21 protein-coding genes are annotated in these 24,619 nt (G+C 62.5%); 9 read left to right on the top strand and 12 right to left on the bottom strand.

The window, feature by feature from the left end; translation table 11 throughout:
• Positions 1-41: 41 nt before the first annotated feature.
• From U5G49_RS35275 to U5G49_RS35265, 3 genes are all read right to left on the bottom strand, one after another.
• Positions 42-893: an ABC transporter permease gene (locus U5G49_RS35275; protein WP_193445953.1), complete on the bottom strand. Its 852-nt coding sequence runs from the start codon at positions 891-893 to the stop codon at positions 42-44.
• 10 nt (positions 894-903) lie between these two features.
• Complete coding sequence (locus U5G49_RS35270; protein ID WP_028732418.1) at positions 904-2,256, bottom strand: LLM class flavin-dependent oxidoreductase; 1,353 nt, start codon at positions 2,254-2,256, stop codon at positions 904-906.
• Between the two features lie 401 nt (positions 2,257-2,657).
• Positions 2,658-3,443, bottom strand: coding sequence for an IclR family transcriptional regulator (locus U5G49_RS35265; protein WP_018246869.1), 786 nt, complete (start codon positions 3,441-3,443; stop codon positions 2,658-2,660).
• A 218-nt stretch (positions 3,444-3,661) separates the two neighbouring features.
• Between U5G49_RS35265 and U5G49_RS35260 the strand changes: the two genes are divergently transcribed.
• From U5G49_RS35260 to U5G49_RS35225, 8 genes are all read left to right on the top strand, one after another.
• Complete coding sequence (locus U5G49_RS35260; RefSeq protein WP_047620574.1) at positions 3,662-4,735, top strand: ABC transporter substrate-binding protein; 1,074 nt, start codon at positions 3,662-3,664, stop codon at positions 4,733-4,735.
• A gap of 22 nt (positions 4,736-4,757) precedes the next feature.
• Positions 4,758-6,272: a sugar ABC transporter ATP-binding protein gene (locus U5G49_RS35255; RefSeq protein WP_193445954.1), complete on the top strand. Its 1,515-nt coding sequence runs from the start codon at positions 4,758-4,760 to the stop codon at positions 6,270-6,272.
• Positions 6,269-7,231, top strand: a complete 963-nt coding sequence (locus U5G49_RS35250) for an ABC transporter permease (protein WP_131703933.1) — start codon at positions 6,269-6,271, stop codon at positions 7,229-7,231. The genes U5G49_RS35255 and U5G49_RS35250 overlap by 4 nt, the downstream gene beginning before the upstream one ends.
• Positions 7,228-8,169 (top strand): ABC transporter permease, encoded by a 942-nt coding sequence (locus U5G49_RS35245; RefSeq protein ID WP_193445955.1) that lies wholly within the window; start codon positions 7,228-7,230, stop codon positions 8,167-8,169. Before U5G49_RS35250 ends, U5G49_RS35245 begins: the two co-directional genes overlap by 4 nt.
• Entirely contained in the window at positions 8,166-9,122 is a 957-nt protein-coding gene (locus U5G49_RS35240) for an amidohydrolase family protein (protein WP_193445956.1), read from the top strand. Before U5G49_RS35245 ends, U5G49_RS35240 begins: the two co-directional genes overlap by 4 nt.
• Entirely contained in the window at positions 9,115-10,425 is a 1,311-nt protein-coding gene (locus U5G49_RS35235; protein WP_193445957.1) for an alanine racemase, read from the top strand. Before U5G49_RS35240 ends, U5G49_RS35235 begins: the two co-directional genes overlap by 8 nt.
• 36 nt (positions 10,426-10,461) lie before the next feature.
• Positions 10,462-10,806: a RidA family protein gene (locus U5G49_RS35230; protein WP_018246876.1), complete on the top strand. Its 345-nt coding sequence runs from the start codon at positions 10,462-10,464 to the stop codon at positions 10,804-10,806.
• A 135-nt stretch (positions 10,807-10,941) separates the two neighbouring features.
• The gene (locus U5G49_RS35225; protein WP_193445958.1) at positions 10,942-11,955 is read left to right on the top strand and encodes a succinylglutamate desuccinylase/aspartoacylase family protein; all 1,014 of its coding nucleotides are present in this window, start codon (positions 10,942-10,944) and stop codon (positions 11,953-11,955) included.
• Positions 11,956-11,970: 15 nt separating this feature from the next.
• Here the strand turns inward: U5G49_RS35225 and U5G49_RS35220 are convergent, their stop codons facing one another.
• The 9 genes from U5G49_RS35220 to U5G49_RS35180 form a co-directional block, all read right to left on the bottom strand.
• A complete protein-coding gene (locus tag U5G49_RS35220; RefSeq protein ID WP_193445959.1) occupies positions 11,971-13,155 on the bottom strand; it encodes a hypothetical protein in 1,185 nt (394 codons plus the stop codon).
• A 126-nt stretch (positions 13,156-13,281) separates the two neighbouring features.
• Positions 13,282-15,117 (bottom strand): 3D-(3,5/4)-trihydroxycyclohexane-1,2-dione acylhydrolase (decyclizing), encoded by a 1,836-nt coding sequence (gene iolD, locus U5G49_RS35215; protein ID WP_193445960.1) that lies wholly within the window; start codon positions 15,115-15,117, stop codon positions 13,282-13,284.
• The gene (locus tag U5G49_RS35210) at positions 15,114-17,027 is read right to left on the bottom strand and encodes a bifunctional 5-dehydro-2-deoxygluconokinase/5-dehydro-2-deoxyphosphogluconate aldolase (RefSeq protein WP_193445961.1); all 1,914 of its coding nucleotides are present in this window, start codon (positions 17,025-17,027) and stop codon (positions 15,114-15,116) included. Before U5G49_RS35210 ends, iolD begins: the two co-directional genes overlap by 4 nt.
• 115 nt (positions 17,028-17,142) lie before the next feature.
• Positions 17,143-18,084, bottom strand: a complete 942-nt coding sequence (locus U5G49_RS35205) for a sugar phosphate isomerase/epimerase family protein (RefSeq protein WP_193445962.1) — start codon at positions 18,082-18,084, stop codon at positions 17,143-17,145.
• 79 nt (positions 18,085-18,163) lie between these two features.
• Positions 18,164-19,333, bottom strand: a complete 1,170-nt coding sequence (locus U5G49_RS35200) for a Gfo/Idh/MocA family protein (RefSeq protein WP_193445963.1) — start codon at positions 19,331-19,333, stop codon at positions 18,164-18,166.
• 113 nt (positions 19,334-19,446) lie between these two features.
• On the bottom strand, positions 19,447-20,352 hold the full coding sequence (locus U5G49_RS35195) for a sugar phosphate isomerase/epimerase family protein (RefSeq protein ID WP_193445964.1): 906 nt from the start codon (positions 20,350-20,352) through the stop codon (positions 19,447-19,449).
• A gap of 92 nt (positions 20,353-20,444) precedes the next feature.
• Positions 20,445-21,257, bottom strand: coding sequence for an ATP-binding cassette domain-containing protein (locus tag U5G49_RS35190; protein ID WP_018449063.1), 813 nt, complete (start codon positions 21,255-21,257; stop codon positions 20,445-20,447).
• A 10-nt stretch (positions 21,258-21,267) separates the two neighbouring features.
• Entirely contained in the window at positions 21,268-22,266 is a 999-nt protein-coding gene (locus U5G49_RS35185; RefSeq protein ID WP_018449062.1) for an ABC transporter permease, read from the bottom strand.
• A 112-nt stretch (positions 22,267-22,378) separates the two neighbouring features.
• Entirely contained in the window at positions 22,379-23,353 is a 975-nt protein-coding gene (locus U5G49_RS35180) for a substrate-binding domain-containing protein (protein WP_065277264.1), read from the bottom strand.
• Positions 23,354-23,516: 163 nt separating this feature from the next.
• Between U5G49_RS35180 and U5G49_RS35175 the strand changes: the two genes are divergently transcribed.
• On the top strand, positions 23,517-24,554 hold the full coding sequence (locus tag U5G49_RS35175) for a LacI family DNA-binding transcriptional regulator (RefSeq protein WP_081295672.1): 1,038 nt from the start codon (positions 23,517-23,519) through the stop codon (positions 24,552-24,554).
• Positions 24,555-24,619 lie beyond the last annotated feature (65 nt).

Raw genomic sequence — 24,619 nt, 5'->3', positions numbered from 1 at the left:
TTGGTGGTCCTTTTCGGAGGAGGAAATTCGGTGAAAGCAGGTCAGCGGCTCGGCTGAGACCAGCGGCAGAGACGGCGCTGCAGCAAAACGAGCAAGGCATTGGCGGCAAGCCCGAGGAAGGCGAGCAGAAGGATCGCCGCAAACATCAGCGGGATCTGGAAATTGTACTGGGCGTTCATCACCTGGAAGCCGATGCCCTTGTTGGCGCCGATCATCTCGGCGGCAATCAGCAGGAGAAGCGCAGTTGTCGCCGAAAGACGCAGGCCGACGAAGATCGCAGGCACCGACGCTGGCAGGATGACGCGGTGGAAGATGGTCAGCGATCCTGCGCCATAGGTCCGCGCCATCTCGATGAGCTTCTTGTCCACCTCCTTGACGCCGCTGATCGTGGCGAGCAGGACCGGAAACAGCGTCGCCCAGAAGATCACGAAGATCTTGGATGTCTCGCCGAGGCCGAGCAGCAGGATGAAGACCGGATAGAGCGCGAGCGCCGAAGTCTGGCGGAAGAGCTGCAGGATCGGATCGAGCGCCTGTTCCACAGCACGAACCTGGCCCATGAACAGGCCGAGCGGAATGCCGATCACGACGGCAAAGGCAAAGGCGGTTCCGGATCGCTGCAGACTGATGGCGATATCATCCAGCAGTGCGCCGTTGGCAAGATTGGTCCAAAGAGCAGAAAGGATGATGTTCAAGGGCGGGAAGACGGCGGGATTGACCCAGCCTCCGGTGCTCGACACCTGCCAGAGCACGAGGAAGCCGATGAGAAGGCCATAACGCGGCAAAAGCGATGCGAGCACGCCGCGCACATGCGAGGCGAGAGGGGAAATATTGCTTTCGCTGCTCTTCAGGCGGCCGAAGCTTCTCGGAAGAGTCTGGTTGATCTCATAAGACATGGACCGCTCCTCACTCTGCTGCCTGGAGAGCGGCACGTCCTGCAGCCCATCGATTGGTCGGGAAAGGCAGGCCGAGGTTTTCGCGAAGCGTCTTGCCCTCATAAGCCGTCCGGAACAGGCCGCGGCGCTGCAGTTCCGGGATGACCAGATCGACGAAATCGTCGAGCGCTGTCGGCAGCCAGGGCGGCAGAATGTTGAAGCCGTCGGCAGCTTCGTTCTCGAACCATTTCTGCAGCGTATCGGCGATCTGTTCGGGCGTTCCGACGATGGTGTAGTGACCGCGGGCGGAGGCAATCCACTGATAGAGCTGGCGAATGGTGAAGTTGTTTTCGTCGGCGATCTGGCGGATGAGGGCCTGGCGGCTCTTCATGCCTTCCGTCGGCGGCGCGGGCGGCAAAGGCCCGTCGAGGTCATAACCGTGCAGGTCGAGCGTGCCGCCGGTCAGCCCATTGAGGAGGCCGATCCCGTCTTCTTCGACGATGAGCGAGGTCAGGCGGTCGTATTTCTCGCGCGCCTCCGCTTCGGTCCTGCCGACGAAAGCGGATACACCGGGCATGACGAGGATGTGATCGGGGTTTCGGCCGAGACCACGGGCGCGTGCCTTGATGTCCCGGTAAAACTCCTGGGCGGTTTCGATATGCTGATGGGCGGTGAAGATGACCTCGGCCGTTGCTGCGGCGAGCCCGCGTCCGTCTTCGGATTGGCCGGCCTGGACGATGACGGGATGCCCCTGCGGCGATCGCGAGACGTTGAGCGGACCGCGCACGTTGAAGTGCTCGCCGCGGTGGTCCGTATCGTGCAGCTTCGACGGGTCGAAGAACACGCCAGAGTCCTTGTCGCGTATGAAGGCGTCGTCTTCGAAGCTTTCCCAGAGTTTGCGGACAACGTCGACATGCTCGGCAGCGCGGCGATATCGGTCTGCATGCGGAAGCTGGGTATCGCGGTTGAAGTTCTGCGCCGTCAGGTCGCCCGTCGTGGTCACGACATTCCAGCCGGCGCGACCCTCCGAGATCAGATCCAGCGAGGCGAACTTGCGGGCGGTCGTGTAAGGCTCTTCGTAGGTGGTCGAGGACGTGGCGATAAAGCCGAGATGGGTGGTGAAAGGCGCAAGAGCGGAGAACAGCGTCACAGGTTCGAAGCCGGCGACGCGGGCGTTGCCGCCTTCGCGTGCTCCACCGAAACCGACAGCCAGTCCGTCGGCCAGGAAATAGGCATCGAAGAGCCCGCGTTCAGCCGTCAAAGCGAGACGTTTGTGAAACTCGAAACTGGTCGCGCCATCGGCCGGCTGGTCGGGATGCCGCCATGAAGCAACATGCTGTCCGCCACCGGGAAGAAATGCCCCAAGCCTGATTTTCCGTGTCATTGCGTGTCCTCTCCGTTTGCCGTCAACAGCTCGGCCTTCCCCAAGGCCAAGTATAAAATTGGCTGTTGGACTGCTAAAATACGTTCTCTATTAATTTTATAGAGAAACTTAATTTCATAGTTTCGGAGGAAGAGTGAATAGATTTCCCGGATTGGCGTGAAATCGGAAATCAACGATCGGTGTGGCTACTCCGGGGTATGCGAGCGCGGGCCGGCAAGCCGGATCTGCAGGCGTGGCGAAGAGCCCCGGCTGGGACGACAATGGGCTAGTTCTTAGCGTCCCGTGCCCGCCGCAGCACCGCCGGAGCGAGCATGATCCGATTTGACGAGCATGGAATTCAATGCCGGCTTAAGCACGAGCATCCGTGCCACCTGACATCGATGCCTTGATGTACTCAGGCATCAGCCTCGTTTCGGCCGGGTCGGGGCATGGTCGAGGCCGGCGGCCGCCTTCTTCAGACAGTCGAGGTAGCGGTCGCGGTTGGCAATGCCGTCGTCGCGCGGCGTGACGAGGCAGAGCGTGGCGGCTGCATGACCTTCCTCGCCCCGCACCGGTACGGCAAAACAGTGCGTGAAGCTGTCGACGATGCTGTTGAAGGTGAAGAGACCTTCACGCTCGGCCTGGCGCACCTCGGCGATGAAGGTTTGCGGCTCGAGCCATTCGCCGTTCGGCAGACGAAAATCCTGCGGCGGAATGAAGGTCAGGATCTCCTGATCCGACAGATGCGCGACGAGCAGGCGGCCCGAGGCCGTCCACGGGATCGGCACCGACTGCCCGACATCCGTCGAAATGCGGAAGGGGCGTGCGCCTTCGCGCATGCGAACGACCGTGTATCTGTTTCCATCCAGCATGCAGAACTGCGCCGTCTCCCGCGTCTCGTCGGCAAGCTGTTCCAGCGCCGCCTCGCATTCGCGGGTGAAGTCGAAATGGTTCTCATAGGCTGCGCCGAGGAAATACAGCTTGCGGCCGAGATAGACACGCCCCTCGCCGCCGGTGAATTCCAGAATGCCGTTCTGCAGTAGCAGGTTGACGAGCTCGTAGACCGACGAGCGCGGTGCGCCGATCTGTGCGGCGATTTCGTTCGGCTTCAAGGCCTGCCGCTTCTGGCGCAGGAAGTCGAGGATCTCGAAGGCGCGGTCGAGCCCTCGGGCGCGTTTGCCGGCTGCTTCGTCCTGAACTGCATCCATTGCTGTCGATCCTTTTTTGTCCGGCCAAGCTTTTCAAGCCGTCTGCCGCATCTGTCAATCGATCCCGTCATTCATCGCGAATGAAATTTTTGCACCCCTCTTGCGAGGTAAAAAAATCGGCATAAGATCGCCTCGTCCGGTATATAGATCACATGTACATTATATTGGACATAGATGGCAAGCCGTCAACGCTGCCGCACACAAAAAAGGGGATCGATATGAAGAATCTTGAAAACGGCATTTCCGCTTCGCTGCGCCGCCGCCTTCTTGCGGGTGCCGCCGCTGCTGCGGCACTCCTCATCTTTTCGGCCGGCACGGCCTCGGCCGCCGCCAATTGCATCAAGGGTGACAGGAAGGCGCCCTATACGATCGGCTGGGCGAACATCTATTCGGTGCCGACCTGGATGAAGCAGACCGAAGGCACCATCACGGCTGAAGTGGAGGAACTGAAGAAGGCGGGCCTTGTGAAGGACCTGATGATCACGGACGCGCAGGGCAACGCCCAGACGCAGATCCAGCATATCCAGTCGATGATCGACGCCAATGTCGATGCCATCGTCGTGATCGCCGGTTCCTCCAACGCGCTCGACCGTGTCATATCAGACGCCTGCGACAAGGGCATCGCCGTCGTGAATTTCGACAGCCTTGTCAACACCGACAAGGTGACGGCGAAGATCAATACCGATTCCAACGAATGGGGCGCGACCGCCGCCAAGTGGATGGTCGGCCAGCTCGGCGGCAAGGGCAAGATCATCATCATGAACGGCCCGGCCGGCATTTCGGTGAGCGACGACCGCCGCAAGGGCGCCCAGCCGGTCCTCGATGCCAATCCCGGTCTCCAGGTGATCACCGAGACGAATACGGAATATAACGTCGCCCCGGCACAGGAAGCGATGACCAGCCTGCTTTTCGCCAATCCGGAAATCGACGGCGTGCTGTCGCTCGGCGGCGCCCTGTCGGCCGGCTCGGTGCTGGCCTTCGAGCGCCAGGGCCGCGACCAGGTGCCGACGACAGGCGAAAACGCAAGGCAGTTCCTGGAACTCTGGAAGGAGAAGGGACTGAAGGGCTGGGCGACCATGCAGCCCAACTGGCTCGGCGCGCTTTCCGTTTACACCGCCGTGCAGGCGCTGGAAGGCAAGGACGTTCCGGCCTTCGTCAAGGTGCCGCTGCCTGTCATCGACGACAGCACGATCGGCAGCTACCTCGCACGGGCCGACAAGTTCCCGGCTGACGGCTATATCTACTCGGACTACGACAAGGCGCTCTTCGACAAGCTGCTTGCCACCAAGTAATCCCGGGTTGAGGAAAGCCGTCATGACGGAAGAAAAACCCCTGCTGGAAGCCCGGCAGGTGTTCAGGGGATTTTTCGGCAATCCCGTTTTGAAGGGCGTCGATATCGCCCTTCTGCCGGGCAGGGTTCACGCCCTGCTCGGCGAAAACGGCGCCGGCAAATCCACGCTGATCAACCTCCTGTCCGGTGCCCTCCAGCCGGACGGTGGTTCCATCCTCGTCGACGGCAAGCCCGTCGGGCGCTTCAGCCCGGCGGTTGCGCGCGCGGCCGGTATTGCTGTCGTTCAGCAGGAGCTGAGCCTCACCGCCAGTCTGTCGATTGCTGAAAACATCGGGCTCGGCGCATTTCCGCGCCGGTTCGGTTTCATCGACTACAGAGCGCTTCATCGCGGCGTGCTGGACGTCTGCGATATGGTGGGGCTCACCGAGCCGCTCGACATGCCGGTCGCCGATCTGGCGCTTGGCCGCCGCCAGATGGTGGAGATCGCCAAGGCGCTGTTCCGCAAACCACGCGTGCTGATCCTGGACGAGCCGACGTCGTCGCTTTCCGCACACGAAGCCGGCATCCTCGCCCGTCTGATCGAGACCCTCAAGGACCGTGGCACCGCACTTCTCTACATTTCTCACCGCCTCAACGAAGTGCAGGCGCTCTGCTCGCATGTCACGGTGCTGAAGGACGGCTTGGTCACCGCCGACCAGTCGCTGTCCGGCATCGACGGTGAAGGCCTGGTGCGCCTCATGGTCGGCCGCGAGACCGGCGACCTGTTCCCACCGCGCTCCGTCACAGCACCCGGCGCGATGCGCATCAACGTCGAAGGTTTTTCCGCCGGCATGGTGCGAGACATCGGCTTCTCCGCCCGTGCCGGCGAGATCGTCGGCATCGGCGGGCTCGTGGGGCAAGGGCAGGAAGACCTGCTACTTGGCCTCTACGGCGCGATTCCGGCAGCGGCTTCCAGAGCGGAGGTTACCGGCAAACCCGCCCTGCCCGCCCATGTCGGCGAGGCGAATGCCGCCGGCATCGTCTATGTCCCGGCCGACCGCAAGCATGAGGGGCTGGTGCTGCCCCACTCCATCGCATCCAATCTCATCTTGCCCTCGCTTGGACGGCTCGCCAGCAAGGGCCTGCGGGACCGGCCGGCGGAAAACGGCCTGGTCGCCGATCTCGCGCGGCGGCTGACGATCAAGGGCGACACGGCCCGCCCGGTGCAGGCGCTTTCCGGCGGCAACCAGCAGAAGGTGGCGCTCGCCAAATGGCTGCCGCTCGATCCCTCCGTTCTGCTCCTCAACGATCCGACGCGCGGCGTCGACATCGAGACCAAGCGGGAAATCTACCTCATGCTCCGTGCCTTCGCCGCCGAGGGGCGGCTCGTCATTCTGGCTAGCTCCGATACGCCGGAGCTCGTGCATCTCTGCGACCGTGTCGTGGTTCTGCGCGAGGGGCGCGTCGCAGCGGCGCTGTCGCAAGATGAAATCAGCGAAGGAGCGATTGTTGGCGCAGCCATGGGTATTGCGGCCGCGACGCAGGGAGAGGCGGCATGAGCACAAGTTCGTCATCCCGGCTCTACGGCTCGATCCAGCTCCGCCGCAACCGCGGCCTTGCCGGACTCTATCTGGTTGTCGCAGCCTTTCTCATCCTCTACGCGCTGCTATTTCCCGGCATCCTTTCGATCGGTGGCTTCTCCAAGTTCACGCAGAACTGGTTCCCGCTCGCGCTCGTCACCATGGCGCAGGCGCTGCTCATGCTGAACGGCGGCATTACGCTGGCGATCGGCCCGCTCGTCAGTCTTGGAGCGGTGATCGCCGCGACGACGATGGAAGGGGCGCTCGGCGTGCCGGGCGGCATTCTTGCGGCCTCGCTTGCCGGTCTTTCGATCGGCGCCGTCATCGGTGCCATCGTCACCTATCTGAGGCTTCCTGCAATCATCGTCACGCTGGCCGGCTCCTTCATCATCGGCGGGGTCGCACTCATCCTGCTGCCGCGGCCGGGTGGGTTCATTCCCGATTGGCTGTCGACGGTGCTGGCCGGCCACACGCCTGTCGCCTTCCTGCTGCTCATTGTGATCCTGGCGCTCTGGAAGGCCTTTCTGGCAACGCCGCTCGGCCTCGGCATCTACGCGGCCGGCGACAATCCGGTCGGCGCGTTCCGCTCCGGCGTCCCGGTCGAACGGGTGAAGGTCGCAGCCTTCGCACTGTCCGGTCTTCTGGCAGCCCTGACCGGTCTCTTCGTCGCCGCGCAGACCGGATCGGGTGATCCTGTTATCGGCACACCCTTCACGCTGAACTCGATCGCCGCCGCGGTGCTCGGCGGCGTGGGTTTCCTCGGCGGAAAGGGCACGATGCGCGGCGCGATCTGCGGCAGCCTGCTGCTCTCGGTGATGATCAACGTCATGTTCTTCCTGGGCTTCCCGCCGGTCGCGCAATATGTCGCGCAAGGATTGATCATCGTCGGCGCAGTTGCCGTGCCGGAACTTCTCGGGCAATGGAGGGCAAGGCGATGAACATCATCAGGTCCGCGTTCCGCAATCCGCCGCTGCTGACCTTCCTTCTGGTCGCGCTCGTCTGGATCGTCGCAAGCGGCTCACTGCGCGGTTTCGGCGCCTATGGCCACCTGCGCTATCTGCTCGAACTCGCCGCGGTGATCGGCATTGCCGGCGCCGGCCAGACGCTGGTCATCCTGATGGGCGGCATCGATCTGTCCGTCGGCGCGGTCATCACCGTCACGGCGATCCTGTTGCCGCTCATCTCGCCGGCGTGGGATCCAAGCGGCCTCGCCGGCATCGCGGCGGCCCTTACCATCGCCACGGCTATCGGCCTGATGAACGGCGCCGGTGCTGCCTATCTTCGCGTGCCGCCGATCATCATGACGCTTGCGATGGCGACCTTCCTGCAGGGCTTGCTCGTCATCGTCGCCGGCGGCAGTGCGGTCACCGTCAGCAATCCGGCGGTCATTCTGCTCGGGCAGGCGCGGCCGCTCGGCATTCCCTCAGGCATCATTGTGTGGCTCGTCGTCTCGATCGTCGTCCTACTGCTCGTCCACCGCATGCCGATCGGCGCGCGTTTCCTTGCGCTTGGGGCGAACCCGCTGGCGGCCCGGCTTTCCGGCGTCAGCGTCACCCGCAACACGCTGATCGTCCACACTCTGTCGGGCTTTTTCGCAGGGCTTGCCGGCATTCTCGTGCTCGGTATGAACCGGCAAGGTTATGTCGGCATCGGCGACCCCTACCTGTTGACCTCGATCGCCGCCGTCGTGCTCGGCGGCACCTCCATCCTCGGCGGGCGCGGCACCTATGCCGGGACCATTCCGGGGGCGATCCTGCTCGTCACGACGACGGCGCTGATCACTGTCGTCAATGCCTCGCCCGGCTGGCGATCGATCATGTTCGGCACCTTGATCCTTGCTCTTCTGCTCGTTTCCGGCCGTGAGGCGCGCCGATGACGGAACTCTATGACGGGCCGGTGATCGACCCGCATCATCACCTCTGGGACCTTAAGCTGGAACGTCATCCCTGGCTTCAGAAGGCGCGCGCATCCGGCGAGGAGATGGTTTTCGGAAGCCTCGCACCGATCCTGCGCGACTACGGCATCGACGATTATCGCGCCGATGCTGCCCGCCAGAACGTGATTGCAACCGTGCATGTGGAGGCCGGCTGGTCCGTTGCCTACCCGCTGGAAGAGAGCCGCTGGCTGGATGGCCTCGACCGCAGCTCTGGCGTGGCGCGCCGTTATATCGTGCGCGTGCCCCTCGACGGGCCGGACGCCATGCGCCTGCTCGAGGCGGAAGCGGCAAATCCCAACGTCGTCGGTATCCGCGATATTCTGAGCTGGCACCCTGAAGCGGCGAAGAGTTTTGCTTCGCGCGCGAACCGCATGGGCGACCCCGCCTGGCGGGCGGGGTTAGCGCACGCCACGGGGCTCGGGCTGGTCTTCGACCTGATGCTCTATCCCTGGCAGATGAATGAGGCGCTCGAACTGGTGCGCGCTTTTCCGCAAACGCTTTTCGTACTCAACCACGGCGGCAGCCCGGCTGACCGGACGGAGGACGGCATGGCGCTCTGGCGCCGTGGTCTGCGGGCGCTCGGCAGCGAGCCGAATCTGCGCCTGAAGATTTCCGACCTCGTCGCCTACGACAATAAGTGGACGCTCGAAAGCCTGCGGCCGGTGATCGAGCATTGCCTCGATTGTTTCGGTCCGGCGCGCGCCATGTTCGCAAGCGACTTTCCGGTCGCGGGCTTGCACGCTTCTTTCGACGAGGTTTACCAGGTTTTCAGAGCGGTCGCCTCAAAGCTCTCTTACGACGAACAGCGGGCCCTGTTCTTTGCCACCGCCAATGACACCTATCGGCTCGGCATCGCCGATCCCGCCGAGATCAGGAGGGGTTACCATGTCTGACCTTCATATGGCGACGGAAAACGTGCTGATCGACGAGCGGGTGCGCGGTTTTCCGCCGGGCAATCCGCCGCTCCCGCTGGATAAAATCGGCAAGCAGGGATGGAAGCCCTATGACGGCAGGATGGCCCTGCCGCTGATCTCGCTCGACCGGCAGGCCTTCTCCGGCAATGTCGAACTGATGATGGCCTATGTGAAGAGCCTCGGCGCCGAAATCGCGCCGCACGCCAAGACACCGATGTCGACGGCGTTGTCGGAGGCACTTCTGGCGGCAGGCGCCTGGGGCACGACGGTCGCCGACATCCGCCAGGCCGCCGTCCTGCTCAAGGCGGGACAGCGCAGGCTGATCCTCGCCAACGAGATCGGCGGGGCCGCCGCCGCCCGCCGGCTTGCGGCCCTGCTTGGCCACTATCCCGATGCGGAACTCCATATCTTCGTGGATTCCGCAGCGCTGGTCGAGGCTCTTCGCTCCGCATGGCAGGAGCGCGCAGATCTACCGCCCCTCGGCCTGCTGGTGGAATTCGGCGCGGGCCGCGCCGGTGCTCGCAGCGTCGACGCCGCCGAGGCAATTCTCGAGGCGATCCTTGCCGTGGAGACGCCGGCCCTTAGGTTGACCGGCATCGCCGCCTATGAGGGTGCGGCGGCGACCGCCGATGCGGAAGAGACGATGCGTCGCATCGATGCGCTGATGGCGGTGACATCGGATTTCCTGCCGAAGCTGCGCGCCCGTATAGGCGACGAGCGGCCGCTCCTGGTCACGGCTGGCGGCTCGGTGTTTTTCGACCTTGTGATTGCCAGGCTTTCGGCCGCCGTTGCGGCCGATCCCGGCTGCCGGCTGGTGCTGCGCAGCGGCGCGATCTTTTTCCACGACCACGGCATCTACGAGCGCGGCCTTGCCGGCCTCGATGCACGCGGCGGTTTCAGCATCGGCGGCGAGACGGCTTCGGCGGCCGCAGCTTTCCGTCCTGCGCTGCGGGTCTGGGCCGAGGTCCTCTCCCGGCCGGAACCGCGGCTGGCGATCTCAGGCATGGGCATGCGCGACGTGGCGATGGATCAGGGTCTGCCGCGGCCGCTGGCGCTCTATCGCAATGGGGCGTATCTCGCCGATCTCGTGAGCGCCGACGTGTTTCGACTCAACGATCAGCACGCCTTCGTCGCACTTGCCGACGGCAGCGACGTCGCGGTCGGCGACGTCATCGAGTACGGCATCTCTCATCCCTGCACCTGCCTTGACCGGCATGCCATCCTCTACGGCCTCGACCCCGACCATTCGGTGACGACAGCCTATCTGACCAGCTTCGGCTGAACTTTCCCTCCAAAAGCAAGAAAAGGAAAACCCGCAATGATCCAGCGTTATCAGAAAGGTTCGCGTATGAGCCAAGCCGTCAGCTACGGCGGTCTCGTCTATATTGCCGGCCAGGTCGCGGAAAATCGCAAGGCTGATATCAAGGATCAGACCCGCGACGTGCTCGGCAAGATCGACGCCCTTTTGAAAGAAGCTGGCATCGACCGCTCGCGTCTCATCGCCGTCAATGTCTTCCTGCCGGCGATCGTCGATTTCGAGGCGATGAACAGCGTCTATGATGACTGGATCGACATCGAAAACCCGCCAGCCCGCGCCTGCACCGAAGCTCGTCTCGCCGATCCCGATCTACGCGTCGAAATGACCGCGATCGCCGCGCTCTAGCGCATCGGCCCGAAAATCGGATTCGATTTTCGGAAAGCGCAATGCGTAGGTTGAAAGTGTTACAGCGTCCTTTGCGCGTCCCAAAAAGACGCGCGGCGCTGTAACGGCATCGCAACCACCCGCACTGGAGACATCATGCATAGCGGTCTCGTCAATCCGATCGACCTTTCGCGCGAGGGCCGGCAGGCCGGCCACCTCGCCATTCCCTATTCGATCGATCGGTCGCCCTATTATCAGATCCGCATTCCGGTCCTTCGCCTGAAAAATGGCGAGGGGCCGTCTTTGCTGCTGATGGCCGGCAACCATGGCGACGAATATGAGGGCGAACTCCAGCTCGGCCGGCTGATGCGGCTGCTTGATGTCGCTGAAATCCGCGGCGCCGTCACCATCCTGCCGATGGCGAACCTGCCGGCGGTGATGGCGGCCAAGCGCTGCTCGCCCTTCGACGGCGGCAACCTCAATCGAGCGTTTCCCGGCGATCCCATCGGCTCGCCGACAGCGCGGATGGCGCATTTCCTCGAACACGAACTTTTTCCGCGCCATGACGTCGTGCTCGACCTGCATTCGGGCGGCACGTCCATGGCGCACCTGCCCTGCACGCTGATTGAGCGGCAGGCCGATGCCGCCCGTTTCGAACGGTCCGTTTCGCTGATGCGCGCCATGGGTGCGGCGCATGCCTTCATCGCCGACAACGGGCCGACCGCGCCGACATCGATGGGGGCTGCGGCAAGGGCCGGGACCGTAGGGCTTTCCGGCGAGTTCGGCGGCGGCGGCACCGTGACGCCTGAGACAATGGCCTTCACGGCGGCGGCAATCGACCGGCTGCTGGTGACACTCGGCACCGTCGAGCGTCCGGTGCTGTCGCGCGCGCCGCTCACCGAGCCCGGGCCGTTGCAGCTGCTTTCGCTATCCCGCCATAGCCAGGGCATCTATGCGAACCACAGAGGCTGGTTCGAGCCGGCCGTGGCACTCGGCGCCACCGTTTCCGCCGGCGACCTTGCCGGATGGTACCATGACCTCGAACGTCTGGATCAGCCGGAGGAAGAGCTGCGCTTTGCCGAGAGCGGCATTGTCATTTCCCACAGGCTGCACTGCGACAGCCAGGCCGGCGACTGCCTGATCCAGGTCGCCGAACCCATCGCATCCTGAGGAGCGCTGATCTGCTTACGTGATTGCGCCGACCGACGTCTTGACCCAGTCGAGGCGCTTAGCCGGTATCAGGCCGTAATTGTAGAAGTTCACGCCGTCAGCGCCGGCATCGACGGCGGCCTTGGCGCGTGCGGCGAGCACCGCCGGCCCGCTGACCTCAGGATAGAAGACGCGCAGGCCCACCCCGAGGAACTTGCCCGGTCCGATTGCCGCCCTGCCGGTCCGGATGACATCGCCGACGGCATCCGGCTGCATGTCGTAGCAGCAGAGGATCGCCCCGTCGCAGAGCTTGCCGGCGGCTGCGAGATCGACGCCGCCGAGCCAGCCGTCCTTGAGGTCGATGAGCACGATGCGTGTCGCCGGATCGGCGGCCGCCTTGATCTCGCCGATCAGGCTGGTCACCGGTTCGCTGCGCCAAGTGAGATAGGCATGCAGATCGGGATGGTCGCGAAAGGCGGCGATGCCGGCCGCCGGGAAGTCAGGGAACTGCCGTTCCGGGACAGCTCGTTCGCAGAGTTCCGCGATGAAGCGCCCGACCGACAGGCGCGCGCCTTCGACCGGCACGCCGGCCTTTTCGGCGCGCGCCGTGCAATGGTCGCAGAAGCAGAGCGACAGCAGGAAATCGTCTTCGGCGTTCAGGCCGACGCCGTCTTTCTCGTGATGATATTCATGCGCGAATCCCATGAAGTTCGGGCTCTCGAGTTCCACCATATCGGGCTGGTAGTTGGTCGTGATGTCGCGAACAAGGGTGACGGCATAGGCCCGCGCCGCCGGGCTGGAGGGGCAAAGATTGTAGTAGTTGGGATTGCCGAAGGCGTTCCGCGTCACGTGATCGGGATGCAGCATGCCGAGACGGGTATTGTGGAGGCAGACCGTCCAGCAGGAGACCTTGAGACCCGTCGCCTCGCGTCCTTGGACGAGGGCTTCCAGCATGTCGCCGCGCTCGGTGACATTCCCAGCCATCAGCGGCCGGATCAGCTTATCCCGCCATAGGCTCTCATCCGGCCGGAAGTAGACCGTCCCGTCTTCGGGGAAATAGGCCTTCTGCCGCGGGCTCCGCGGCTGCAGGAACCGGCCAGCATGATAGGACGTCGCCAGGCTGACCGTCGTCAGGCCAGCACGGTCGCGAAGGTCGGCGGCGAGTGCGGCGAGCCCCTGGTCCTGGATATCCCAGGGGTAAGTCCACATGGAAAGATGCATGGCGTGCTCCCATCAGATCTGTCCATTGTATAGAACATGTGTCCATAATAGTGTCTAGACTGATCTTCGAGCGAAGGCGCCCGCCGTGTAGCGGGAGCACCAGGCTGAGAGCCAAATTCCTGTCCTTCAATCAAACGCGCGTTGATTGGCGGCATTCTCGTTGTAACGCGTGCGGGCCTGCTCGAGCCGCTCCGGGCCGCCGATCTGCGGAACGGCAACGTCCCACCAGTGGCCACCTGCGTCGGTCCCGGGAACCGCATCCGTGTCGATCACCAGAACGCTCGGAATGTTCCGTTCCCGCGCCGCCACGATGCGTGCCTCAAGCTCGGCGATGGACCCTATCTTTTCGGCATGGGCGCCCATCGAGGCGGCATGCGCGACAAAATCGATCTCGGGCTGCACGTCGACATTGCAGTCCTTGTACATGTTGTTGAACTCAGCGCCGCCGCACTCGATCTGAAGACGGTTGATGCAGCCGTAACCGCGGTTGTCGGTCAACACGACGGTGAACGGCACCCGCCGCATGACGGCGGTTGCGAGTTCCGAATTGGCCATCATGTAGGAGCCGTCGCCGACGAAGCAGATTACGTCCTTGTCAGGGCGCGCGAGCTTGATGCCCATGGCGCCCGCCACTTCGTAACCCATGCAGGAGAAACCATATTCCATGTGGTATCCGCCCTTGGCAGATTGCCACAGCACCTGCAGTGCGCCCGGCATGGTGCCGGCCGCGCACATGACCACGGACTTTTCCGTCGCCACCCGCTGCACGGCGCCGATGACTTGCGCATCGGTGGGCAGGTTTCCCGGCCCGTCCGCTTCCGGCGCCGCCGTCACGCGCTCGACCGTTTTGTGCCAATCGGTCCTGCTCCCGGCATCGACGCCAGACCCGCGATACGCCTCGAGCGCCGCGGACAGGCGCGCCAGCGTGACCCTGGCATCGCCGACGCAGGGCAATGCCGAATGCTTTGTTGCATCATATCCGGCAAGGTTGATCGAAGCGAGCCGGCGCGAGGGATTACGGAAAAGCGCCCAACTGCCTGTCGTGAAGTCCTGGAAGCGCGTGCCGATGCCGATCACGAGGTCAGCGTCGGCGCAAAGCGCATTGGCCGACGCCGATCCGGTTACACCAGGTGATCCGAAATTCAACGGGTGCTCCCAGCTATTGGCGCCCTTCCCGGCTTGTGTTTCGACAAATGGGATATGATGCTTCTCCGCGAATGCGGCGAGCTCGACCTCGGCCTCAGAATAGATGACGCCGCCGCCGGAAATGATCACTGGCCTGCGCGCAGCCCGGATGGCATCGGCAAGATCTGCGACCTCCCGCGGATCCGGTTCGGGACGACGGATGCGCCACACCTTCGGTTCGAAAAATGCCTGGGGGTAGTCGTAGAGCTCTGCTTGTACATCCTGGCAGAATGCCAGCGTAACGGGGCCGCAATTACCGGGATCGGTCATGACTGCCAGGGCGCGCGGCAAGCAAGTCAGGAGATGCTCGGGACGGGCGATCCGGTCGAAATAGGCCGAGACCGGCCGGAAGCAGTCATTGGCGCTGACGGTTCCGTCATTCATATCCTCGATCTGCTGCAACACCGGCTCGGGGCGGCGATTGGCGAACACATCGCCGGGTATGAACAGGACGGGCAATCTGTTGACATGGGCAAGCGCGCAAGCCGTGACCATATTGGTGGCGCCGGGGCCGATCGAGGATGTCACGGCCTGGGCACGCCGCCGCTTCAGCGTCTTCGCATAGGCGATCGCCGCATGCGCCATGGTCTGTTCGTTCTGGCCGCGCCATGTGGGAAGGGCGCCGCCAATCCCATTCAGCGCCTCTCCGATGCCGGCGACGTTGCCGTGACCGAAGATCGCCCAGACGCCTTCGATGAAGCGTTCGCCATCCTCGGTCATCTGGACCGAGAGCCATTTCATCATGGCCTGCGCGGCGGTCAGTCGTATCGTTGTCATTCTGCTGCCTCCTGCACGCGCGCCCGCGCGCCGTCCCAGACCGTGCAAAGCCGGGAGTATCTTTTTGCCATCTCTTCGACGGCCTCTTCATCACTGATCGAGCCCTCGAACCAGCCGCGGGCGACGGAGCCGAAGATTGTCCGGCCGACGGCAAATCCCTTGACGAGCGGGAAGCTCGCGGCAACTTCGAAGCTCGCCTTCAGCACGTCCTCCGGCGCGTCCAGGCCGAGGACCACGATCCCTCTTGTATGACGATCGTTTTCCTCGATGGCGGCACAGACCTGCGTCCAAGCTTCGGGCTCGTCCATCGGTTCCAGCTTCCACCAGTCTGGATAAATGCCTTCGGCATAGAAGCGGTGGATCAGCTTCGCGGTGGTGTCCGTGGTGATGCTTGCCACCTTGGAAGGGATGACCTCGAGCAGGAATTCCAGCCTGTTGCGGCGCGATGCCACGTAAAGTCGCCGCACTTCCGCCAGCTGCCGGGCCCAGGTCGCATCGTCGTCATCGGGGTGGCAGAAGCAGAGCACCTTGACGACGTTCTCGCGCGCCCATTCCGAAAGCCCTCCGCAATCGGGACCAAGCGACGGCTCCAGGGTCAGAGGCCGAGACCCCGGCCACTCGCAGGGTCTGCCGATCCAAAGGCCGGTCCCGGAGGCGGCGTGGAGTGCGCGCCGGCCGATCCGGTCGTCGCAGAGGATTCCGTAGCCGGAACGCCCGTTCTGCACCTTGAGTGCCGCTTCGAGGCAGAGTTCCTTGAAGGCGCCGCCCTTCGACGGCGTGTAGCCCGTCATGCTTTCGAGCTGCATCCGGTGATCGAAGGCGAAGACTCGCATCTCAGACCAGTCGCCATGCCGGTTGGTCGACCAGTGTATCTGCTCCAGCTCGGGATCATTGCGCAGATCGGGGCGCGTCATGCCGCGCTCGAGGAAGAAATTCAGCTCCTGAAGTGACGGATATGCCGGCGTGCAGCCGTGACGAGAGACTGCAAAAGCGCCACAGGCATTGGCGTATCTGAGTGCGGCCGGCCAATCCTCGCCGTCAAGCCAGCCCTTCAGCAGCCCGGCGAAAAAGCCGTCTCCGGCGCCGAGAACGTTGAAGACTTCGACCGGGAAACCTTCGCCCGAAATGCCCTCGTCCAGATTATCCGGTATCGTATCTTCGAATGCGACCGCCCCTTTGGCGCCGCGTTTGCAGACGAGCGTCGCCGCAGTCACGGCGCGCACGGCGCGCAGGGCCGCCACGGTATCGGTCGTCCCGCCGGCGATGTGGAATTCTTCCTCTGTCCCGACGATCAAATCGAACATATGAAGCGTCGCCTGGAGCTTTTCGGTCACCTGCCCGCTTGCCACATAGCGGCTTTCCCCTTCGCCATGGCCGGCCACCCCCCAAAGGTTTGGACGATAGTCGATGTCGAGAGCTGTCTTGGCGCCATGCTTGCGCGCAAAGCCGAGCGCCTTGAGCACGGCCGCTTCCGTGCGCGGATGGGAGAGGTGTGTTCCCGTCACCAACACCGAACGGGCGCCGGAAACGAAAGCCTCGTCTATATCCATCTCGCAAAGCGCCATGTCGGCGCAATTTTCCCGGTAGAATATCAACGGGAAACGTTCTTCGTCCCGGATCCCGAGAATGACGAGTGCCGTCAGCCGCTCGGGATCCGTCACGACGCCCCTGCCATCGACGCCATGCCGGGCAAGCTCCTCGCGGATGAACCGGCCCATATGCTCATCGCCCACCCGGGAGATCAGTGCCGACTTGAGGCCCAGTCGCGCCGTGCCGCAAGCAATGTTGGTCGGACTGCCGCCGATATATTTTTCGAAGGATCCCATGTCCTCCAGCCGTCCTCCGACCTGTGCCCCATAGAGGTCGACGCCGGCTCGCCCGATCGTGATCACGTCCAATGTCTTGGTCATGTCGGTTTCCTCGCAATAGTATTGAATATGCTGATCGGATTGGGCATCGTCGGCCTCTTCACAAGAAACTACGAATGCAAGGAAGCGCGGGCGATCGACCGCCCGCGCCTGTCCATCAGCGGCTGATTGTTGCCTGCAGCGCATCGATGGAGGATTGGATGCCCGCCTCGGTCGACATGGTGAAGTCTTCCATCTCGAGGCTGACCCAATCGTTGTAGCCGACCATGCGCACCACGGAGAAGAACTCCTTCCACCATTGCAGGTCATGGCCGGCACCGACGGCGACATAGTTCCAGGTGCGGTTGGCGACGTCGGTTACGTCCTTGAGTTCGAGCAAGCCGTTGATGTCGGCGAGGCCCCGCTCGATGCGGGTATCCTTGCCATGGCAATGATGGATGGCATCGCCCAGAACACGGGCGGAGGCGATCGGGTCGGCGCCCATCCACATCAGATGCGACGGGTCGAGGTTCATGCCGACTTTCGGACCGACCTCGTTGCGCAGGCGGAAGAGGGTCTCGGGATTCCATACGAGCATGGCCGAGAAGTTTTCCAGCGCATATTTTTCGACGCCGACTTCGTCGGCGAGCTTGACCAGGCCGTGCCAGAGCGGGAAAGCCCGGTCTTCCCACTGATATCGGTCGCGCTCAGGCATCTCATTCGGCCAGCTCTTGGTGTAGACGAGCCAGTTCGGCACCGTGTCGCCGGGGGCGGCTTCTGGCAGGCCGGACATGGTGACGATCTTCTTCACGCCGATTTCGCCAGCGAGCCGGATGGTGTCTTCCATTTCCTTGCGGTGGCGCTTGCCCATGTCACCCGGATCGAGCGGGTTTGCCGAGCAGTTCAACGCGGCGATTTCCAGGCCGCGGGCTTCGATTTCCTTCAGCTTGGTCTTGAGCAGGCCTTTGTCGGCCAGCAGCTCGTCCGCACGGAAGTGCGGCCCGCGCGACCAGCCGCCGCCGGTCATCTCGATACCCTCGACACCAAGCTTGACGCATTTGTCGAGCATGTCAGTGAAGGAAAGGTCGCCCATCACGTCGGTGCAGATCGAAAGTTTCATGTCATTGTCTTTCTAAAAGAGAGTGTCGGGGACGCGCCTGGGAGGAGGATGGAGGAGATCCGACGCGCCCCCTGATCGATCACTTGAACTCGACCCAGGCCGAACCTGCGTCTGCCGAACGGACGCAATTTTCCAGCCAGCGCACACCTTCTGTGCCGGCTTCGATGCCGGGATAATGATGGCCCTTGAGGAAGGCGTCGTCGCGGCGTTTTGCGTCGATCGCCTGGGCGATCCAGAGGTAGATGTTCGCCCAGCTGTCGCCGAGGCCTTCGGTGTGCAGCGCGCCCATGCGATCGTAGGCGAGGCTTTCCTCTTCGAGGTAGGGCATGCCGTGATGCAAGGTGCGGTTCGGTTCACCCTGCACTTCGTAAATCAACTGATCGGGATGGGAATCGGACCATTCGACGGAGGCCTTGGAGCCGACGAAACGGTAGCGCTGCGAACCCATGTTGCCGGCATCCACCGAGGACACCCAAAGACGGCCGCGGGCGCCGTTGTCGTAATGCATGAGAACGGTCGCGTGGTCTTCGAGCGGCGCACGTGTCGGAATGAAGGCCTTGCGGTCGCAGAGCAGCTTTTCGATCTTCATATGCGGCAGCACCACTTCGGAGAGGTAGTAGAGATGCGTGCCGATATCGCCCAGAACGAAGGTCGGGCCAGCCGTCTTGGGATTTGTGCGCCATTTCACGGCTTCGCCGGCGCCCACATCGTCGCCCGCGTTGAAGCCGTGGGAATATTGCATATCGACGATTCTTATATCGCCGAGCATGCCCTTCTTGACCATCGCCGCCATCTGATGAACCAGCGGATGGCCGGTGAAACCGTAGGTGACGCCGACGATCAGGCCCTTTTCTTCCGCCAGCTTGGCAACCTCGTCGCATTCGGCGACGGTGAAGAACAGCGGCTTTTCGCAAATGACGTGAAGACCGGCTTCGAGGCACGCCTTGGTGATCTCGTAGTGGGTGAAGTTCGGCGTGGCGATCGAGACGACCTCGACTCCGTCCTCACGCCCGGCCTCCTTGGCGATCAGCTCCTTATAATCGCCATAGCACCTGTCCGCAGCGACGCCGATCTTCGTGCCGAAGTCGCGTCCGCGCTCGGCGTCGAGATCGAAGGCTCCGCAGATGAGCCGGTAGGTGCCGTCCCGCTGGGCGCCGGTTCTATGCTTGTAGCCCACCTGCCCGGTACGGCCGCCGCCGACCATGCCCCAGCGCAGGGGGCGCTCGATGGATCTTTCTCCGTTGATCATCTTCTGTCCTTCCAGGAATGATGTCTGTGATGTTTAAGCGTTCCGGGCATAACCCCAGTCGCGGCCGCTCGCGCCAATCGCCTGGCTGCATCGCGAACCGCTGGCATCGCGCGTTATTTCGCGGTCCAGTACTTGTCGACGAAGCGCTGCATTTCGGCGCGCATGAACTTGCCGGAGTGGTCGGCCTTGTCCTCCCAGGCGAAAACGCATGCGGTCATGATGCCGTCGAACCCGATCTCCGCCAGCGTGCTGAAGAAATCTTCCCAGGGAACCTCGCCCTGGCCGATGTTCAGGTGCTGATGCACCCTGGCCTGCGTGCCCGGAGGATTGAGGATGTAGCGGAGCCCCGAGGAGGCCTTGTGATTGAAGGTGTCGCCGACATGGACATGGGCCAGCACGTCCTTTGCTTCACGGAGCATCGCCTTGGTGTCATCGCCAAAATAGAAGGTATGCGGCGCGCAATAGAGGAACTTGACGTTCTTCGAGTTGACCGTCCTGATGATATCGAGCGCCGGCTGCAGGGTTTCGCACCAATCCTCGGGATGCGGTTCGACGTGCAGGTTTATGCCTTCCTTTTCAAAGATCGGCACCAATTCTTCCATCGAGCGCCACCAGGCGTCTTCGCAGGCCTCGATCATGGAACCGGTATGGCAGCAGTAGCACGAACCCTTGTCCGGATGGGGGCCGCGGCCGAATTCCGAGTTCATCGTGTCGACGCCGAGTTCGACACTGATCTCAATGGCGCGCTTCCAGTGCTTGACGGCAGCTTGCCGCTCATTTTCATCGTTCGAGGCCCACCGGTACATCGGCAGGATCGAGGCAATGCCGACATTGGCATCGAAAAGCGCTTTCTTGAATGCCTTGGCGCGGGCCGGAAACACGCGCGGCGCCTTGAACCACTCGAGAAAATCGGCCCGCGGGCTGAGCTCTATCCACTCGTATCCGAGTTCAGCCACTTTCGAGGGCAATTCTTCGAGTGAGAGGTGGCGATGCATAAAGGGGTCGATTGCAATCTTCATGGCTGTTACCCGTCCGATGATTGTGCTGGGCCATCCCGCCGGGGTAGGCGAGCTCTTTAGAGTTTCTGGAATTCATCCACGGCGGCGGTCGGTCAGACCGGTGGGGGGTGTCCGCTATGCGCCGTCGAGTACGCTTCGATTTCGGCTTCGAGTTCGGCCATGGCCTCGCCTCCCGCCATCAGGTCGGTAATCTCTTCGCGCGTCTTTTCACCCTTGCGGAAGTCGGCCGCCTTCGCACCCTTGATGAGCACCGCGAAGTGGTCTCCCACCGTCATCGCGTGAATGACGTTGTGAGTGATGAAAATGACGGCGAGGCCGCGACGGCGCGCTTCCAGGACGATACGCAGCACATGCGCCGCCTCCTTGACGCCGAGAGCGGCGGTCGGCTCGTCGAGGATCAGCACCCGGGCGCCGAAGTGGACGGCTCGGGCGATTGCCAGGGATTGCCGCTCCCCGCCCGACAGACCGCCGATCAGGCGATCGCCATCGTCGATGCGGGTGATGCCGAACTCGCGCACGGCCTTCACCGCGATTTCATTCGCGGCTTTGCGGTCGTAGATTTTGAACGGGCCGAAGCCCTTGGTCAGTTCCCGCCCCACGAAGAACGAACGGCCGATGCTCATCAGCGGAAAGGTGCCGCCGAACTGATGAACCGTTGCGATGCCGAGGTCTGCAGCTTCGCGCGGATTCTGGAAGACGATGGGCCGACCTTCGAACTTCACCGCGCCGCTCGTCGGCTTGTAGACACCGGCAAAGGTCTTGATCAGCGTGGACTTTCCCGCACCGTTGTCACCCAGCAGGCAAAGCACTTCACCGGGATGGACGCTCAATGTGATGTCGTAGAGCACATCGATCGGGCCGAAGGACTTGTTGACGTTTTCAAGTTCAAGAATTGGGCCAGCCATGTCTCAGCTCTCACTTCTTCTTCTTGGGTGAATAGGTCAGCGCCATCTGGCGGAACGTATTGTTCATGAGGACGGCCACGAGCAGCATCACGCCGATGATCAGGCTCGACCAATTGCGGTCGAAGGTCGTGAAATAGATGCCTTGGTTGACGACGGCGAAGGTGATCGTGCCGAAGAAGATCCCGATCACCGACCCGAACCCTCCGGTCAGCAGCACACCTCCGACGACGACCGAGATGATCGAGTTGAAGATGAAAGTCATTCCGCCCGAAACCTGCGCGGAATTGAACAGGATGGCCTGACACATGCCGACGAAGGACGCGCTCATCGCCGAGAGGACGAAGAGGACCATCGTCAGACGGGTTGTCGGAATGCCGGCGTTGCGGGCACTGACCTTGTCTCCGCCCATCGCGAAAATCCAGTTCCCGTAAGGCGAGAAGTGAATGAAGAAGATGAAGATCGCGGTGATGGCCACCCACCACAAAATGATCACCTGAAACGACCCGGCCAGGAATTGCCCGAAAAGGAACTTTGCCCAGGGGTCGGCAGTCAGCGCCACACTCGTCGTGCCGGTTACGAGAACCGAGGTGCCAAGCATCAGGCCCTGTACCGCAAAGAGGGTGCCGAGCGTTACGATCAGCGAAGGCACGGCCGTGTGCACGACGAGGTAGCCGTTGACCAGCCCGACGATGAGGCCGAAGGCAAGCGCACCGAGCATTCCGACCCATATGGGAAGATCGTAGTAGCCCGAGAGGACCGCAACCGTCATGGAGCCGGCGGGGATCATCGCGCCAATCGAAATGTCGAGATCGCCTGCGATCATCAAAAGTCCGATGGGAAGAGCGATAATGCCGAGATTGGCGGCGACGTTGAGCCAGCTTGCGGCGCCGGCGGGCTCCAGGAACTTGGTGCTGCCGAATACGACGAAGAACAGGAGGACGCCGACAAGTCCGAGGAATGCACCTGCCTCGGGACGGCGCAACAGGTTGCCGAATGAAAGATTGTTCATATGCCTATCCCAGTTTGGGCGTGAATCTCCAGGCGTGCGGACGCGGTGGTCCGCACGCTCGATAAACTTCGACCCGCGTATTTTTCCGCGGGCCGGAGCCCGTTTCGAACGATCAGCGAGCGCCTTCCTTGACGCCGGCCAGGGTGGCGTCGATGTTCGCCGCATCGACGATGCCCGGGCCGGTCAGCACCGGTGCGGTCGGCAGGTTGGTGCCGTAGTCGATATGCGAGGCGAGAAGCGAAACCCCCAGCAGCGACTGCAGGTAAGGCTGCTGGTCGATCGCAAAGGTCTGCGAACCGTCCTTGATGCGGGCAAGCCCCGATGCGTTCAGGTCGAAGGTGCCATGCGCGACCTTGCCGACTTTGTTCGCCTGAGCGATCCCGCTTGCAGCCGCATCAGCGTCGGAAGCCCCAACATTGAGGACGCCGTCGATGGTGTCGTCCTGGAGCAGTGTCGCCTTGACGGCCTCGGCGATTGCCGTCTGATCGCCGAAGCTGGTCGCCGGCAACGGCAGTTGCTTGCCAGTGCCGCCTTTTCCGGTGATGCCGTCGATGACACCCTTGCAACGGGCCTCCTGGTTTGCCGCACCCGGGAGCGTATTGACGCAAATGACATTTTTCGCACCCTTGGACGCGAAATATTCGCCGCCAGCCTTGCCGGCCGTGTATTCATCCGAGCCGACATAGTTGATCGCGCCAAGCTCGCGAGCTTTGTCGATGTTGCCGGCATTCATGAGGATGACTTTGATGCCCGCGGCGACTGCAGCCTTGATGGCCTCGTCCTCCGCCTCAGGCACCCAGTCGGGCACCACGATGCCGGTCACGCCCTGGCTGATAGCCGTGCGGACGAGCTGTGCGGCGTCAGGCCCGAGATTGTCGTAGGTCTGCAGCTGCAGATAGCTGACGGAGCCACCGTTCTTCTCGACGACGAGGCGGGCGTCGTCGACGCCCTTCTTGATGCGGCTCCAGAATTCGTCGTCGGTCTTACCGCCAACGACAGCAATATTCGCGGCCAGGGCAGAAGAAGCGCCAAGAACGAAAACAGCGCCAGCCAGCAGCCCGCGTACGGCGCGCATTGAAAAACTCATGTGATTTCCTCCCAAAAAGGCGGTCGAGAGTAACAATTCCTCAAAGCAAGGCTCCCAACTCGCTGGAATATTTGTATCAACTGACATCTGAAAATGGAATGTCTATTGCGTTTCAATGAAATTAATATATCATTTCGTTTCATCCGAAAATGGAATGAAACATATCATGAAGAGACCGACCATTGCTGATCTTGCCCAGGCGTCCGGCGTCAGCATCGCCACGGTCAACCGCATCCTCGGAGGTACCGGCGCAGTGCGTGCGGAAACGATCGAGAGGGTGCAAAATGCCGCGGAAGAGATTGGATTTTATGGCCGCGGCGTGATCGAGGACCGCAGGCAGCGGCTCCTACCGAATTATCGTTTCGGCTTTCTTCTCCAGCAGTCGAGCCGTGAGCTCTACCGGCTGTTCGGCTCCAAGATCACGGAGGCCGCCGCGAGACGCCAGCACGAGAAAGTCGTGGCTGTGGTCGATTTCGTTGATGTCCTCGAGCCACAAAATATTGCAGATCGTCTCGAAGCGCTTGGCAAACGCTGTGATGCAGTTGCTGTCATTGCGGGCGACCACCCGTTAATCGGGCAGACCATCCAATCCCTTAAGGAGAGGGGGAAGCCGGTCGTTGCATACATAACCGATCAGTCTGCCCGGGATCGCGCCGGCTTCGTCGGCACCGACAATTGGAAACTCGGGCGGACCGCCGCATGGTTTCTGGCTCAGACCACGCCGACGCCCGGCCGGATCGCGGTGTTCATCGGCAATCATCGTTACCAGTGTCAGGATGTCTCCGACGCGAGCTTTCGATCCTATATGCGCGAGCATGCGCCCCATCTTCAGGTGGATGACAGCAGACCGACACATGAGGAGCCGGAGGAAGCCTACCGGATCGTGAGCCAGCTGCTCTCTGAACTCGATGACCTCAGAGGCATTTTCATTGTCGGAGGGGGGATTTCCGGTGTACTGCGCGCTCTTCGCGAAGCGCCCGTGGAAAAGCGGGATAAGGTCAGGGTTGTCTGCCGCGACATCGGCCCGGAAACGCGCAAGGGCTTGACGGAGGGCCTGATCATGGCGGCATTGTGCCATCCTCTGGATCAGATATCAGACGAATTGATCGCCACGATGATCGCAGCGCTGGAACACCGCGACAGCACAACCATCCTTCAGCGCGTCGTTCCCTTCGAAACGATTACGCCCGAAAGCGTTTGAACCGCCCGGTTTGCATAAGGCGGCTGGCCGAAAAGGCCAGCCGCCCTATAAAGTGGCAGAGCTGA

It is taken from the genome of Rhizobium indigoferae (genome assembly GCF_034554815.1).
GTDB classification, from domain to species: Bacteria; Pseudomonadota; Alphaproteobacteria; order Rhizobiales; family Rhizobiaceae; genus Rhizobium; species Rhizobium leguminosarum.
Note: the sequence above shows the minus strand (reverse complement) of the source record. Positions and strands in the feature narration are given on the sequence as shown.

What these genes read in the sequence shown, in the direction of transcription:
- U5G49_RS35275 (WP_193445953.1), bottom strand. Translation starts at nt 893, where the DNA reads ATGTCTTATGAGATCAACCAGACTCTTCCGAGAAGCTTCGGCCGCCTG.
- U5G49_RS35270 (WP_028732418.1), bottom strand. Translation starts at nt 2,256, where the DNA reads ATGACACGGAAAATCAGGCTTGGGGCATTTCTTCCCGGTGGCGGACAG.
- U5G49_RS35265 (WP_018246869.1), bottom strand. Translation starts at nt 3,443, where the DNA reads ATGGATGCAGTTCAGGACGAAGCAGCCGGCAAACGCGCCCGAGGGCTC.
- U5G49_RS35260 (WP_047620574.1), top strand. Translation starts at nt 3,662, where the DNA reads ATGAAGAATCTTGAAAACGGCATTTCCGCTTCGCTGCGCCGCCGCCTT.
- U5G49_RS35255 (WP_193445954.1), top strand. Translation starts at nt 4,758, where the DNA reads ATGACGGAAGAAAAACCCCTGCTGGAAGCCCGGCAGGTGTTCAGGGGA.
- U5G49_RS35250 (WP_131703933.1), top strand. Translation starts at nt 6,269, where the DNA reads ATGAGCACAAGTTCGTCATCCCGGCTCTACGGCTCGATCCAGCTCCGC.
- U5G49_RS35245 (WP_193445955.1), top strand. Translation starts at nt 7,228, where the DNA reads ATGAACATCATCAGGTCCGCGTTCCGCAATCCGCCGCTGCTGACCTTC.
- U5G49_RS35240 (WP_193445956.1), top strand. Translation starts at nt 8,166, where the DNA reads ATGACGGAACTCTATGACGGGCCGGTGATCGACCCGCATCATCACCTC.
- U5G49_RS35235 (WP_193445957.1), top strand. Translation starts at nt 9,115, where the DNA reads ATGTCTGACCTTCATATGGCGACGGAAAACGTGCTGATCGACGAGCGG.
- U5G49_RS35230 (WP_018246876.1), top strand. Translation starts at nt 10,462, where the DNA reads ATGATCCAGCGTTATCAGAAAGGTTCGCGTATGAGCCAAGCCGTCAGC.
- U5G49_RS35225 (WP_193445958.1), top strand. Translation starts at nt 10,942, where the DNA reads ATGCATAGCGGTCTCGTCAATCCGATCGACCTTTCGCGCGAGGGCCGG.
- U5G49_RS35220 (WP_193445959.1), bottom strand. Translation starts at nt 13,155, where the DNA reads ATGCATCTTTCCATGTGGACTTACCCCTGGGATATCCAGGACCAGGGG.
- iolD (WP_193445960.1), bottom strand. Translation starts at nt 15,117, where the DNA reads ATGACAACGATACGACTGACCGCCGCGCAGGCCATGATGAAATGGCTC.
- U5G49_RS35210 (WP_193445961.1), bottom strand. Translation starts at nt 17,027, where the DNA reads ATGACCAAGACATTGGACGTGATCACGATCGGGCGAGCCGGCGTCGAC.
- U5G49_RS35205 (WP_193445962.1), bottom strand. Translation starts at nt 18,084, where the DNA reads ATGAAACTTTCGATCTGCACCGACGTGATGGGCGACCTTTCCTTCACT.
- U5G49_RS35200 (WP_193445963.1), bottom strand. Translation starts at nt 19,333, where the DNA reads ATGATCAACGGAGAAAGATCCATCGAGCGCCCCCTGCGCTGGGGCATG.
- U5G49_RS35195 (WP_193445964.1), bottom strand. Translation starts at nt 20,352, where the DNA reads ATGAAGATTGCAATCGACCCCTTTATGCATCGCCACCTCTCACTCGAA.
- U5G49_RS35190 (WP_018449063.1), bottom strand. Translation starts at nt 21,257, where the DNA reads ATGGCTGGCCCAATTCTTGAACTTGAAAACGTCAACAAGTCCTTCGGC.
- U5G49_RS35185 (WP_018449062.1), bottom strand. Translation starts at nt 22,266, where the DNA reads ATGAACAATCTTTCATTCGGCAACCTGTTGCGCCGTCCCGAGGCAGGT.
- U5G49_RS35180 (WP_065277264.1), bottom strand. Translation starts at nt 23,353, where the DNA reads ATGAGTTTTTCAATGCGCGCCGTACGCGGGCTGCTGGCTGGCGCTGTT.